Genomic DNA, 12,349 nt, shown 5'->3' with positions numbered 1-12,349 from the left:
CGACCGCGCGTCGCAGACACGCTGAACCCGCACCGACCCCACGCCAGAACAGAGGCGCCGCCACGACAACCAGTCGCGACGGCGCCTCACCCTGCCCCTTGACAGGAGATCCCTACATATCAGCCGAACGCGACCTGGAGGATGCCGAGGCACATCTCGTCGGTGGTGCCCTCGCCCCACACGACGTACCGCTCCTCCTGGCCCTCGAACGCCGGCAGCTCGTCGCGCAGCCACTGCACGTGCCGGCAGGTCACCTTCACGGTGTCGGCGGGGTCGAGGTGGACCGGCGGGATCGGCTTGGCGCCCTGGTTGTCGAAGTCCCACACCGGGATGTCCAGGATCGTCCGCGCCTGCGGGGTGCCGGGGTTGGTCTCGATCCGGATCGACCTGCCGAGCAGATGCATGTGGCCGGCGACCCCGAGGATCGTCGTCGGCTGCAGCACCCGCCGGGTGCACGAGGTGACCGGGGAGGGCTGCGGCTTGCCGCCGCACAGGAAGTAGAGCAGGTCGTTGGTGGAGCCCGGGCCGTCGCCGAAGCGGGCCTTCACGTCGGCCACCGCCGCGTCCCGGTCGCACAGCGGCGACGAGTCGTGCCCCGGACGGCACGGCAGCTCGACCGGCGCGGGCATCAGGAACGTGTGCAGCGGCGTCAGCCCGGCGTTGTGCGGGGCGACCCGGATCTGCGCCGACGAGGCGTCCGGGCTGTCACCGGCGAGCAGGTTGTAGTGGACCTGCATGATGATCTGCGACCCGCGCGGCAGGTCGACGCCGTACCCCGGACGCGTCACGGACTCCTTGCCGCCCGGCGCCCAGGCGCCCAGCCAGTTGGCGTCGTCGAGGTTGGTGAAGTCGCCGGCCAGCCCGGTCCCGCCGAAGCAGGTCCAGCCCTCGCCGGGCTCGCTCGCGTCCTTGCGCTCGGCCGCGGCGACCTGGTCCGGGCTCACCCGGAAGAGGATCACGTGGTGCACGACGTCGGGGTTGCCCGGCAGCACGTTGGTGCCGGTGAGGTAGCCGTCCCGGGCCAGCCCCGGGTCGAGCAGGAAGCAGCGGTAGTCGTCGGTGCCGACCCCGGTCGGGGCGGAGGGCGTGTACTCCGCGGGCATCGTCAGGGTCAGCCGCTTCTCGCCGGCGCGCAGCGGCACCGGCTTCGGCCGGGCCGCCGGGCTCGCGTACCCGTCGGTCGCGGTTGGCGCACCGGGGCTCGCCACACCGTCGGTGGACGGTGCGGCGGGGTCGGAGCTGTCCTCGGCACCGCCCGGTGAGCAGGCCGCGAGCAGCGCCAGCACGGCGGCGACCGCCGCCCACGCCCGAAGCCGAGCGGCTCTCATCCCGGCGGCCAGGTCATGGCGCGGCCCGCGAGCAGGTGCACGTGGGTGTGGAAGACGCTCTGGCCGACGCTCTCGCCGGTGTTGAACACCAGCCGGTAGTCCTCGTGCCCCTCGGCCTCGGCGACCGCCGCGGCCACCCGCAGCAGCTCGGCGGTGGCCTCCGGGTCGCCGTGGGCGAGCTCGGCAGCGTTGCGGTAGTGGGCCCGGGGAACGACGAGCACGTGCGTCGGCGCCTGGGCGTTGATGTCGCGGAACGCCACCGCGTGCTCGGTCACGTGCACGACCTCGGCGGGGATGTCCCCGGCCACGATCTTGCAGAACAGGCAGTCGGATGCCGCAGCCATGTGTCTCCCTCTCGTCCTGGTCATGCTGACACGGATGTCCATGAAACCTCCCGCGTCGCGCGTGTAAACCCCCGGGCCACCCTGCGCGTGGCACTAGCGTGATGACCCATGCAAGGGGGGCGCGAGGTGTGGAGCGCCGACGACGCGTTGGAGCGGCTGTACGCCGCGCACTGGCGCCGGCTGGTCCGGCTCTCAGTGCTGCTGGTGCGCGACGTACCGACGGCCGAGGAGGTCGTCCAGGACGCCTTCGTGGCCGTGCACGCGCGCTGGTCCCGGCTCCGCGACCCCGACCTCGCGCTGGCCTACCTGCGCCAGACCGTGGTCAACCGCTCCCGGTCCGCCCTGCGGCACCGGGCGGTCGTGACCCGGCATGCCGAGCGCAGCGTGCCGGCGTACGCCAGCGGCGCCGACGAGGAGGTGACCGCGTCCTCGCGGCGCGACGCCGTGCTCGACGCGATGCGGGAGCTGCCCCGGCGCCAGCGCGAGGTCCTCGCGCTGCGCTACTACCTCGACCTGTCCGAGGCCGAGATCGCCGACACCCTCGGGATCAGTCGCGGAGCGGTGAAGAGCCACGCGTCGCGCGGCTCGGCCGCACTGCGGGACCGCCTGCGCGACCAGTGGGAGGACTGACGTGACCGAGCCCCACACTCCCGGCTCCCGACCCGACGACGACACCCGCCTCGCCGCGCTGCTCTCGGACGCCGTGTCCGACGTGGAGCCCCGCGAGGCCCTCGACTCCATCCGCAACCGAACGAAGGTGACTCCCTTGTCCGCTCGCCGCCCCTGGACCTACGCCGTCGGCGGTGCCGTCGTGGCCACCGCCGCCGTGATCGGCGCGATCGCGTTCGCCGGTGACCAGCTCGGGCTCACCGGCTCCGACGACACCACCCCGGCCGCCTCGCACCGTCCGCGGCACACGCCGACGAAGGCGGTCACCAGCCCCGACCAGAACGCCACCGCGAGCAGCGCGCCCTCCGCGTCCCCGGTGACGACGTCCTCGACGCTGGCGGGGTACTACCTCGGGGACACCCCGCAGGGCCCGCGGCTCTACCGGGAGTTCGACCGCGTGGAGGCGACCGACCCGGTCGACGGCGCGCTGCAGCTGCTGGTCGCCGACCCGCACGATCCCGACTACTCCACGCCCTGGAAGCCCGGCGACCTCACGGACGGGGTGCTGAAGGACGGCGTCGTCGACGTCGTGGTGGACAGCTCGCTGGCGCAGCGGCCGGCGGGCATGACCGAGCAGTACGCCCGCGAGGCGGTGCAGCAGGTCGTCTACACGGTGCAGGCCGCGGTGCAGTCCCGGGTGCCGGTCCACTTCTCGCTCGACACGGTGCTCGGCGTGGACACCTCCGAACCGGTGGCCAACGCCCCGGTGCTCGACACGCTCTCCCACGTCTCCCTGACCTCGCCGTCGGAGGGCCAGGTCGTCGACAACGGCAAGCTGGCCGTCGAGGGCGTGGCCAACTCCTTCGAGGCCAACGTCGTCGTCCGCGTCCAGCGCTACGAGGGCACCGAGATCGTGGCCCAGGAGCCGTTCACCGCCGAGGCCTGGATGGGCGACAAGCTGTTCCCGTTCTCGGGCACCATCGACCTCTCCGGCGTCCCGGCGGGCAGGTACCTCGTGATGGCCATGACCGACGACCCGTCCGGAGGCACGGAGGGCAGCGGCGCGTTCACCGACACCCGCACCATCACCATCCCCTGACCCGTAGCTTGTTCACGCAGGAGAGCGCCGACCCGTCGTGAGCTCGCGCCTGACCGCCCGCCGGCTGAACCGGACCCTGCTGCAGCGACAGCACCTGCTGGCCCGGACGGACCTGCCCGTGGACACGATGGTCCGGCACCTCGTCGGGCTGCAGGCGCAGGACAACCTGCCGCCGTACCTCTCGCTGCACGCCCGGCTCACGTCGTTCGACCCGTACGACGTCAGCCGCGGCCTCGAGGACCGGACCCTGGTCCGCCTGCTCACGATGCGCGGCACGATCCACCTGCTCACGGCCCAGGACGCGCTGACGCTACGACCGTGGGTCCAGGCGCGGCTCGAGCAGCAGATGCGGGGCAGCGCGACGTACCGCCCCGCGTGCGACCTGGACCCGGACGCGTTCGCCGCGGCCCTCGCCGCAGCGCTCGCGGCCGGCCCGGTCAACGTCCGGACCCTGGGTGAGTCCCTGGCCGACGCGTTCCCCGAGGTCCCGGTCGCCGCGCTGAGCGGGTTGGCCCGCGTCGCTGCTCCCCTGGTCCAGCTGCCACCGCGGGGCCGGTGGAAGCAGACCGGCGGGGTCGTCTACGACCGCCTCGACCGGTGGGTGGACACACCGTTGGGCGAACCCGACCCCGCGGCCGTCGTACGCCGCTACCTGGGAGCGTTCGGCCCGGCGACGGCCGCGGACGTGACGGCCTGGTCCGGCGTGACCGGTCTGGCGAAGCTGGTCGCGGGCATGGACGACCTGGTGCGGTACGAGGACGAACGCGCCCGGACGCTGTACGACGTACCCGACGGCCGGCTCGCCGACGAGGACGCCCCGGCACCGGTGCGCCTGCTCGGCACCTACGACAACCTGTGGCTCGCCCATGCGGGACGGGACCGGGTCACCACCCCGGAGAACCGGCGCCGCTGGATGGGCGCCAACGGTGGCACCGCCCAGACGGTCTTCGTCGACGGGATGCTCGAGGGACTCTGGCGGCTCGTGGACGGCCGCGTCGAGGTCGACCCGTTCCGCAGGCTGGCCCGGGCAGAGCGCGCGGACCTCGACGCCGAGGTCGCTCGGGTCGACGCGCTGCTCGCCCTGTGACGCGTCGACGAGCGCCGGGTCGGGGTCAGGACCAGCGGGGGGTGCGGGAGAGCAGCGCCGCGGCGGCGGCGACGCCGGCGGTGGAGGTGCGCAGCACCTCGGCGCCCAGCCGGACCGAGGAGGCCCCGGCGGCCGCGAAGGTCGCGACCTCCGCCTCGGTGAGGCCGCCCTCGGGGCCGACGACGACCACGACCGGGCCGGCGGCCGGGACCTCGAGCGATGCCAGCGGCACCGACGCCTCCTCGTGCAGCACCACGCCGAGCGACGCGGCACCGAGCAGGGCCGAGACGTCCGCGGTGGACGCGAGCTCGTCCACCTGCGGGAACCACGACCGGCGCGCCTGCTTCGCGGCCTCGCGCGCGGTCGAGCGCCAGCGGGCCAGCGACTTCACCGCCCGCTCGCCCTTCCAGACCGCGACGCTGCGCGCGGCCGCCCAGGGCACGATCCGCGCGGCCCCGACCTCGGTCAGCATCTCGACCGCGAGCTCGCCCCGGTCGCCCTTGGGCAGCGCCTGCACGACGACCAGCTCGGGCTCGGGCCGGGCTCCGTCGGAGATCGCGGCGACGGTGACGGCGAAGACCCGCTTGCCGGTGCTCGCCACCTCCCCGGTCACCGAGCGCCCGGCGCCGTCGGTCAGCACCACCGGCTCCCCCACGCGCAGCCGGCGTACCGCGACCGCGTGGTGGGCCTCGTCGCCGGTCACCTCGACCGTGGCGCCGACCGTCACGCCGCCCAGGGTCGGCACGACGTGCACCGGCAGCGACATCAGTGCGGGTTGAAGGCGTCGCGCAGCCGGCCGAAGACCGACTTCGACCCGGGCCGGACGTGGCCCGAGGGCTGCTCCTCGCCACGCAGGGCCGCCAGCTCGCGCAGCAGCTCCTCCTGGCGCTCGTCGAGCCGGGTCGGGGTCTCCACCACGACGGTGACCACCAGATCGCCCCGCCCGCCCCGGAGCCCGGGGACGCCGCGCCCGCGGAGCACCTGCTCGGTGCCGGACTGGGTGCCGGGCTTGATGTCGAGCTCGAACGTGGTCTCCACGCCGGAGTCGGCGCCCTGCTCGACGTCGGCCTCCAACGTGGGCAGCGTCAGCGTGGTGCCGAGCGCGGCCGCGCTCATCGGCAGCGTGACCGTGCAGTGGAGGTCGTTGCCGTGCCGGGTGAAGGTGTCGTGCCTGGCGATCTGGATCTCGACGTAGAGGTCTCCGGGCGGCCCGCCGCCGGGACCGACCTCGCCCTGCTCGGAGAGCTGGACGCGGGTGCCGCTGTCGACGCCGGCCGGGATCTTCACGGTGATCGTGCGGCGCGAGCGGACCCGGCCGTCACCGGAGCACTCCCGGCACGGCTCGGGGATGATCGTCCCGAACCCGCGGCAGGCCGCGCACGGGCGCAGGGTGCGGATCTCGCCGAGGAACGAGCGCTGCACGTGGGCGACCTCGCCGGCGCCCCGGCAGGTCTCGCACGGGATCGGGTGGGTGCCCGTCGCCGTTCCCTCGCCCTGGCAGGTCCCGCAGAGCACGGCGGTGTCCACGGTGAGGTCGCGGGTCACGCCGAAGGCCGCCTCGGCCAGGTCGACCTCGAGCCGGATCAGCGCGTCCTGGCCGCGCCGGGTCCGCGGGCGCGGGCCGCGGCCGGCCGCGGCACCGCCACCGGCGCCGCCGAAGAAGGCGTCCATGATGTCGGTGAACGAGAAGCCGGCGCCCTGGCCGAAGCCCCCGGCGGCGCCACCGAACGGGTCACCGCCGCGGTCGTACGCCGCTCGCTTCTGCGGGTCGGACAGCACCTCGTAGGCGCGGGAGACCTCCTTGAACTTCTCCTGCGTCTCGGGGTCCGGGTTGACGTCGGGGTGCAGCTTCCGGGCCAGACGCCGGTAGGCCTTCTTGATGGCGTCGGCGTCCGCGTCGCGGTCGACACCGAGGAGGTCGTAGAGGTCCTGACTCAAGTCGGGTTCCTTCGCGTGATCGGGGGTGGAGCGTGGATCTGGTGTACGGGTGGGGGTCAGCCCTCGTCGAGGAAGCGGGAGACGTAGCGGGCGACCGCCCGCACCGCCGCCATCGTGCCGGGGTAGTCCATGCGGGTCGGGCCCACGATGCCGAGCGTGGCCAGCGCCTCGTCGCGCGGGCCGTAGCCGGTCGCCACGACGCTGGTCGAGGCCAGCTCCTGGTAGGGGCCCTCGTGGCCGATGCGCACCGTGACCGCGCCGCCGGTGCTGGCCTCGCCGAGCAGCTTGAGCAGGATCACGTGCTCCTCGAGCGCCTCGAGCAGCGGACGGACCGCCGAGTCGAAGCTGTCGCCGTACCGCGCCAGGTTGGCGGCCCCGCCGACCGCGATCCGCTCGTCGGAGCGGTGGTCGGACATCGCCTCGACCAGGGAGTCGACGACCGCGGCGATGGCGTGCCCGTCGACGTCGGGCACGCTGCCCTTCAGCGCGGCTGCGGCGTCGGCGATGATCTCGCCCGTCGCGGCCCGGTTGACCAGCAGCCGCAGGTCGGCCAGCTCGTCGTCGCTCAGCGACGTCTCGAGCTCGACCAGCCGCTGCTCGACCCGGCCGGTGCTGAGGATGAGGACCACGAGCAGGCGGCTGGGGGTCAGCGCGACCAGCTCGACGTGGCGGACCGTGGAGCGGGAGAGTGTGGGGTACTGCACGACCGCGACCTGGCGGGTCAGCTGTGAGAGCAGCCGCACCGAGCGGCCGACGACGTCGTCGAGGTCGACCGCACCGTCGAGGAAGGTGGCGATCGCGCGCCGCTCCGCGGGGCTCATCGGCTTGACCGTCGTCAGCCGGTCGACGAAGAGGCGGTAGCCCTTGTCGGTGGGCACCCGGCCGGCGCTGGTGTGCGGCTGGGTGATGAACCCCTCCTCCTCCAGCACCGCCATGTCGTTGCGCACGGTCGCAGGCGAGACGCCCAACCGGTGCCGCTCGACGAGCGCCTTGGAGCCGACCGGCTCCTCGGTGGACACGTAGTCCTCCACGATCGCGCGGAGCACGGCGAGCCTGCGCTCCTCCTGCATCCCGCCTCCTCTCGGCTGTGGCCCGACTCTGGCACTCGAAAGTCCTGAGTGCCAAGACTACAACCCGCGCGTACTGAGACTCACTCGACGCAGGCTCCCGACAAACCCGTGGCCCGGGTGGACGGGCCGCCCTAGGGTCTGCCCCATGCCATTCCCCACAGACACCGGCTTCCACGAAGTAGCCGACCGCATCTGGGTCGCGCGCTACGCCTGGTTCGACGTCAACGTCACCCTCGTCGGTGGTGAGCGCGGGCTGCTGGTGGTCGACACGAACGCCTCGAGCCTTTCGGCCCGACAGGTGATCGACGACGTACGCCGCCTCGGCGCCGGCGACGTCGTGGGGGCGGTCAACACCCACGAGCACTTCGACCACACCCTCGGCAACGCCGAGTTCCGCACGGCCTACGGCGCCATCCCGATCCACGCCCACGCGACTGCGGCCGAACGGACCGCGGCCGCGTGCGAGCGGGTGAAGGGACTCTTCGCCGACCAGCCCGACGACGAGCCCCTCGACGAGCACACTGACGACGTCCTGGGGACGGAGATCGTGCCCGCCGACCACACCTTCACCTCGACGGCCACCGTGGACCTCGGCGACCGCCTCGTGGAGCTGGTCCACCCCGGTCGCGGCCACACCGGCGGTGACCTGGTCGTGCGGATCCCCGACGCCGACGTCGTGCTGGCCGGGGACCTCGTGGAGGAGTCGGGCCCGCCCGGCTTCGCCGCGGACTGCTACCCCCTCGACTGGCCGTCGAGCCTGGAGAACGTGCTCGGCCTGCTCACACCGGGCAGCATCGTCGTGCCAGGGCACGGCGCGCCGGTCGACCGGGCCTTCGTGGAGCGGCAGCGCAAGGAGATCGGCATCGTCGCCGAGACCATCCGCGACCTGGCCGGGCGCGGCGTACCGCTCGAGGAGGCCCTCGACGCCGCCGACTGGCCGTTCCCGAAGCGGGCCCTGGCCAGCGCTGTGGCCCGCGGCTACGAGCTGCTCTAGGGTCCGCGGCATGGCGGAGTTCACGGAGGTTGCGGAGCGGGTCTGGGTCGCGCGGTACGAGTGGTTCGACGTCAACGTCACCCTCGTGGGCGGCGAGCGCGGGCTGCTGGTGGTGGACACGCACGGCTCGGCGGCCGCGGCCCGTGAGGTCGTGGACGACGTACGCCGCCTCGGCGCCGGCGAGGTCGTGGAGGTCGTCAACACGCACTGGCACTTCGACCACACCTTCGGCAACGACACCTTCCGCGAGGCGTACGGCGCGCTGCCGATCCACGCCCACGAGAACGCCCGGGACGAGCTCGAGAAGTGGGGCGAGCAGGTCAAGAAGCGGTACGACGACGCTCCCGAGGACCCGCGCCACGACGACATCATGGCGACCCGCATCGTGCTGCCGGACCACACGTTCTCCTCCGCGAAGGTGCTCGACCTCGGCGACCGGGCGGTCGAGCTGGTCCACCCCGGCCGCGGCCACACCAGCGGTGACCTCGTGGTCCGGGTGCCCGACGCCGACGTCGTGCTCGCGGGCGACCTGGTCGAGGAGTCCTCCCCGCCGTACTTCAACGACGACTCCTGGCCGATGGACTGGCCGCTGAGCCTCGACATCGTGCTGGGCCTGCTGACGCCGGCGACCGTCGTCGTCCCCGGCCACGGCACCCCCGTGGACCGCGACTTCGTCGAGGAGCAGCGCAACACCGTCGGGATCGTGGCCGAGACGATCCGGGACCTCGCCTCGCGCGGTGTCCCGGTCGACCAGGCCCTCGAGGCCGGCGAGTGGCCCTGGCCGCGGGAGCACCTGGCCACCGCCGTGCGGCGGGGCTACGAGCACCTGCCCCGCAGCCAGAAGCGCCTGCCGCTGATCTGAGGTTCACCCTCTTCGCCCGTGGGTACGGTCGCCGCATGACGAACTCCAGCGACGAGGCAGCCGAGCAGGGCATCACCGACGAGCAGCTGCCCGAGGACCTCCAGCCGAGCGAGGAGAACCCGCTCGCCCAACCGCTCGACGACGAGGTCGACCCCGCGGATCTCGACATGGACGGCGGCCGGGGCGCCGACGAGTGGGACGACGAGCAGCTGGAGGACTGAACCGCTCGAGGTCCGGGCGTCCGGCGCGTCATCCCGACCCGGGGCCGTCCGCCCACCTAGCGTTGTCCGGTGACTTCTCGCGACCGCTACGGATCCGACGTCCTCTCCACCGACTGGCGCGCCCCGAAGCGCGGCCGCGCCGTCGAGGCGCCCGCCGAGCTCGGGGCCGTCGTCGAGGAGGTCACCACCGACTGGTGCGGCGAGATCGTCGCGGTCGACCGGGACCTCCACACCGTCACGCTGGAGGACCGCCGCAGCAAGCGGCGCACCTTCCCGCTCGGCGCCGGCTTCCTGCTGGAGGGCAAGCCGGTGATCCTCACCGCACCGGTGCGCGCCGCGGCGCCCGCCAGGCCGACGCGTACGGCGTCGGGCTCGGTCGCCGTCCACGGCGCCAAGGCGCGGGTGGCCAGGGCCAGCCGGATCTTCGTCGAGGGCCGGCACGACGCGGAGCTGGTCGAGAAGGTCTGGGGCGACGACCTGCGGATCGAGGGCGTGGTGGTGGAGTACCTCGGCGGTGTCGACGACCTCGCCGACCACCTGCGCGACTTCAAGCCCGGGCCGCAGCGCCGGGTCGGGGTGCTCGTCGACCACCTCGTCAAGGGCTCCAAGGAGAGCCGGATCGCCCAGAACATCGCGAAGTCCCCCATCGGCAAGGACGTGCTGATCGTCGGGCACCCCTTCATCGACATCTGGCAGGCGGTCAAGCCGGCCCGGCTGGGCTTCGCGCGCTGGCCCGACGTGCCGCGCAGCATCGACTGGAAGACCGGGACCTGCCAGCAGCTCGGCTGGCCGCACCGCGACCAGGCCGACATCGCCCGCGCCTGGAAGCACATCCTCGGCGGGGTGCGCTCCTACAACGACCTGGACCCGGCGCTGCTCGGGAGGGTCGAGGAGCTGATCGACTTCGTGACGGCCTGAGGCCCCGAGGACTACGGTGGAGACCAAGGACCGACGCTTCATCCGACAGTGAGCAAACCCGACCCAGGGAGCACGTGATGAGTGATCCGACCCGACCGCCCCACCACGGGGACGAGCCGCCTCGGGAGTCCGGCACGGGGAGCGGCGGCTACGGAGTGCCCCCGGCGGGACCACCCCCGCAGGGCCAGCCCGGCCTCGGCCCGCAGCGCCCGGCGTACGGCGGCCCGCCCCAGCAGCCGGCACAGCAGCCGGGACAGCAGCCGGCGTACCCCGGCGGCGTCACCCCGCAGGAGATCACCTGGGGCTGTGCCGCCCACTGGAGCGCGCTGGTCGCCTCGGTGATCGCGCTGGCGTTCCTCGGCCCGCTGATCGTGATGCTCACCAAGGGCAACGAGTCGGCCTACGTGCGCCGGCAGGCGGTCGAGTCGCTGAACTTCCAGCTGTCGATCCTGATCTACGGGATCATCTCGTTCGTGCTCGTCTTCGTGCTGGTCGGCTTCGTGCTGCTGCCGATCGTCGGCCTGATGTGGCTGGTCTTCACGATCATCGGCTCGATCCGCTCGTCCAAGGGCGAGGAGTACCGCTACCCGCTCACGATCCGGATGGTCAGCTGACCAACGCCCCCGTCGAACCGGAGCGGGGCGGAGTCAGGGCAGCAGGTCACGCACGACCGCGTCGGCGAGCAGCCGGCCCGTCCGCGTGAGCACCAGCCGGTCCCCCGCGGTCACGAGCAGCCCGCGCGCGACCAGGTCGGGGACCGCCGCCCGTCCGACCGGGTCCAGCACCTCGGGCGCCAGGCCCTCACGCAGCCGCAGCTCCAGCAGCACCCGCTCGACCCGCCGGCTCTCCGCGTCGAGGACCTCCCGCGCGTGGGCCGGGCTGCGGCCGGCGGCCAGCCGGTCGGCGTACGCCGCGGGGTGCTTGACGTTCCACCAGCGCACCCCGCCCACGTGGGAGTGCGCACCGGGGCCGACCCCCCACCAGTCGGCGCCGGTCCAGTAGAGCAGGTTGTGGCGGCACCGGCTGGCCTCGTCGCGCGCCCAGTTCGAGACCTCGTACCACCCCAGGCCGGCGGCCACGAGCCGCTCGTCGGCGAGGGTGTACTTGTCGGCCAGGTCGTCGTCGTCCGGCATCGGCAGCTCGCCGCGCCGCACCTGACGGGCCAGCGCGGTCCCGTCCTCCACGATGAGCGAGTACGCCGACACGTGGTCCGGCCCGCAGGCCAGTGCCGCGTCGAGGGAGGCCTCCCAGTCCGCGAGCGACTCCCCCGGCGTCCCGTAGATGAGGTCCAGGCTGACCTGGTCGAAACCCGCCTCGCGGGCCCAGGCCACCGCGTCGGGCACCCGGCGCGGGTCGTGGGTGCGGTCCAGGGTGCGCAGCACGTGACCGACCGCGGACTGCATGCCGAAGGAGACCCGGTTGATCCCGCCCGCGCGCAGCTCCTCGAGGTCGGCGCGGGTGACGCTGTCGGGGTTGGACTCGGTGGTGACCTCGGCGCCCGGCGCCAGCCCGAGCTCGGACTCGATCGCCGCCACCACCGCCGTCAGGTCGCCGGCCGGCAGCAGCGTCGGCGTACCCCCGCCGAAGAAGACCGTGGAGACCGGGACATCGCGGTCACCCAGCGCCTTGCGGACGCGGCGCACCTCCTCGATCGCCGCCTGGGCGTACGTCGCCCGCGACGCGCCCGGGGCGGCGGAGGCACCGCCGAGCTCCTCGGCGGTGTAGGTGTTGAAGTCGCAGTAGCCGCACCGCACCGTGCAGAACGGCACGTGCACGTACAGCCCGAACGGCCGCTCCCCCACGCCCTCGAGCGCTGCCGGCGGCAGCGCACCGTCCTCGGGCACCGGGTCGCCGACGGGCAGGGAGGATGGAGGCACGT

Annotated in this window: 14 protein-coding genes; 8 read left to right on the top strand and 6 right to left on the bottom strand. The window is 73.4% G+C overall.

Annotation, left to right across the window (positions count from 1 at the left end; all coding sequences use genetic code 11):
* Positions 1-119: 119 nt before the first annotated feature.
* Together ABD268_RS21070 and ABD268_RS21065 are read right to left on the bottom strand one after the other, a co-directional pair.
* On the bottom strand, positions 120-1,328 hold the full coding sequence (locus tag ABD268_RS21070; RefSeq protein ID WP_344157286.1) for a hypothetical protein: 1,209 nt from the start codon (positions 1,326-1,328) through the stop codon (positions 120-122).
* The gene (locus ABD268_RS21065) at positions 1,325-1,672 is read right to left on the bottom strand and encodes an HIT domain-containing protein (protein WP_344157283.1); all 348 of its coding nucleotides are present in this window, start codon (positions 1,670-1,672) and stop codon (positions 1,325-1,327) included. The genes ABD268_RS21070 and ABD268_RS21065 overlap by 4 nt, the downstream gene beginning before the upstream one ends.
* Positions 1,673-1,780: 108 nt before the next feature.
* Between ABD268_RS21065 and ABD268_RS21060 the strand changes: the two genes are divergently transcribed.
* From ABD268_RS21060 to ABD268_RS21050, 3 genes are read left to right on the top strand one after another with little or no spacing between them, the layout of a single operon-like run.
* Complete coding sequence (locus tag ABD268_RS21060) at positions 1,781-2,302, top strand: SigE family RNA polymerase sigma factor (protein ID WP_344157280.1); 522 nt, start codon at positions 1,781-1,783, stop codon at positions 2,300-2,302.
* Position 2,303: 1 nt separating this feature from the next.
* Positions 2,304-3,380 carry a Gmad2 immunoglobulin-like domain-containing protein gene (locus ABD268_RS21055; RefSeq protein ID WP_344157277.1) on the top strand — a complete coding sequence of 359 codons (1,077 nt, stop codon included), beginning with the start codon at positions 2,304-2,306 and terminating at the stop codon, positions 3,378-3,380.
* A 37-nt stretch (positions 3,381-3,417) separates the two neighbouring features.
* Positions 3,418-4,467, top strand: coding sequence for a winged helix DNA-binding domain-containing protein (locus ABD268_RS21050; protein ID WP_344157274.1), 1,050 nt, complete (start codon positions 3,418-3,420; stop codon positions 4,465-4,467).
* Positions 4,468-4,492: 25 nt separating this feature from the next.
* On the opposite strand, the gene ABD268_RS21045 is transcribed toward ABD268_RS21050, so the two are convergent.
* Genes ABD268_RS21045 through hrcA form a run of 3 tightly spaced genes read right to left on the bottom strand, consistent with a single transcriptional unit; the run spans position 4,493 to position 7,475 of the window.
* Positions 4,493-5,233, bottom strand: coding sequence for a 16S rRNA (uracil(1498)-N(3))-methyltransferase (locus ABD268_RS21045; protein WP_344157271.1), 741 nt, complete (start codon positions 5,231-5,233; stop codon positions 4,493-4,495).
* Positions 5,233-6,405, bottom strand: coding sequence for a molecular chaperone DnaJ (gene dnaJ / locus ABD268_RS21040; RefSeq protein WP_344157268.1), 1,173 nt, complete (start codon positions 6,403-6,405; stop codon positions 5,233-5,235). The genes ABD268_RS21045 and dnaJ overlap by 1 nt, the downstream gene beginning before the upstream one ends.
* Positions 6,406-6,461: 56 nt before the next feature.
* Complete coding sequence (gene hrcA, locus ABD268_RS21035; protein ID WP_344157265.1) at positions 6,462-7,475, bottom strand: heat-inducible transcriptional repressor HrcA; 1,014 nt, start codon at positions 7,473-7,475, stop codon at positions 6,462-6,464.
* A gap of 145 nt (positions 7,476-7,620) precedes the next feature.
* Here hrcA and ABD268_RS21030 point away from each other — a divergent pair, with 145 nt between their 5' ends.
* The 5 genes from ABD268_RS21030 to ABD268_RS21010 all read left to right on the top strand — a co-directional run bounded on the left by ABD268_RS21030 (position 7,621) and on the right by ABD268_RS21010 (position 11,084).
* A complete protein-coding gene (locus ABD268_RS21030; RefSeq protein ID WP_344157262.1) occupies positions 7,621-8,469 on the top strand; it encodes an MBL fold metallo-hydrolase in 849 nt (282 codons plus the stop codon).
* A 10-nt stretch (positions 8,470-8,479) separates the two neighbouring features.
* On the top strand, positions 8,480-9,331 hold the full coding sequence (locus tag ABD268_RS21025; protein WP_344157259.1) for an MBL fold metallo-hydrolase: 852 nt from the start codon (positions 8,480-8,482) through the stop codon (positions 9,329-9,331).
* Between the two features lie 35 nt (positions 9,332-9,366).
* Positions 9,367-9,552, top strand: coding sequence for a hypothetical protein (locus ABD268_RS21020; protein ID WP_344157256.1), 186 nt, complete (start codon positions 9,367-9,369; stop codon positions 9,550-9,552).
* A 69-nt stretch (positions 9,553-9,621) separates the two neighbouring features.
* The gene (locus ABD268_RS21015) at positions 9,622-10,470 is read left to right on the top strand and encodes a DUF3097 domain-containing protein (RefSeq protein ID WP_344157252.1); all 849 of its coding nucleotides are present in this window, start codon (positions 9,622-9,624) and stop codon (positions 10,468-10,470) included.
* A gap of 77 nt (positions 10,471-10,547) precedes the next feature.
* A complete protein-coding gene (locus ABD268_RS21010; RefSeq protein ID WP_344157249.1) occupies positions 10,548-11,084 on the top strand; it encodes a DUF4870 domain-containing protein in 537 nt (178 codons plus the stop codon).
* 33 nt (positions 11,085-11,117) lie between these two features.
* Here the strand turns inward: ABD268_RS21010 and hemW are convergent, their stop codons facing one another.
* A complete protein-coding gene (gene hemW / locus ABD268_RS21005; protein WP_344157246.1) occupies positions 11,118-12,347 on the bottom strand; it encodes a radical SAM family heme chaperone HemW in 1,230 nt (409 codons plus the stop codon).
* Between the last annotated feature and the right edge of the window lie 2 nt (positions 12,348-12,349).

The organism is Nocardioides koreensis, from assembly GCF_039531775.1.
Lineage (GTDB): Bacteria > Actinomycetota > Actinomycetes > Propionibacteriales > Nocardioidaceae > Nocardioides > Nocardioides koreensis.
The sequence above is the reverse complement of the archived record's forward strand: the minus strand, read 5'-3'. Positions and strand labels throughout refer to the sequence as shown.

Excerpts from the sequence above, each read along its gene's own strand:
- ABD268_RS21025 (WP_344157259.1), top strand. The coding sequence starts at position 8,480 with ATGGCGGAGTTCACGGAGGTTGCGGAGCGGGTCTGGGTCGCGCGGTAC.
- ABD268_RS21070 (WP_344157286.1), bottom strand. The coding sequence starts at position 1,328 with ATGAGAGCCGCTCGGCTTCGGGCGTGGGCGGCGGTCGCCGCCGTGCTG.
- ABD268_RS21020 (WP_344157256.1), top strand. The coding sequence starts at position 9,367 with ATGACGAACTCCAGCGACGAGGCAGCCGAGCAGGGCATCACCGACGAG.
- ABD268_RS21045 (WP_344157271.1), bottom strand. The coding sequence starts at position 5,233 with ATGTCGCTGCCGGTGCACGTCGTGCCGACCCTGGGCGGCGTGACGGTC.
- ABD268_RS21030 (WP_344157262.1), top strand. The coding sequence starts at position 7,621 with ATGCCATTCCCCACAGACACCGGCTTCCACGAAGTAGCCGACCGCATC.
- ABD268_RS21065 (WP_344157283.1), bottom strand. The coding sequence starts at position 1,672 with ATGGCTGCGGCATCCGACTGCCTGTTCTGCAAGATCGTGGCCGGGGAC.
- ABD268_RS21010 (WP_344157249.1), top strand. The coding sequence starts at position 10,548 with ATGAGTGATCCGACCCGACCGCCCCACCACGGGGACGAGCCGCCTCGG.
- ABD268_RS21060 (WP_344157280.1), top strand. The coding sequence starts at position 1,781 with ATGCAAGGGGGGCGCGAGGTGTGGAGCGCCGACGACGCGTTGGAGCGG.
- hrcA (WP_344157265.1), bottom strand. The coding sequence starts at position 7,475 with ATGCAGGAGGAGCGCAGGCTCGCCGTGCTCCGCGCGATCGTGGAGGAC.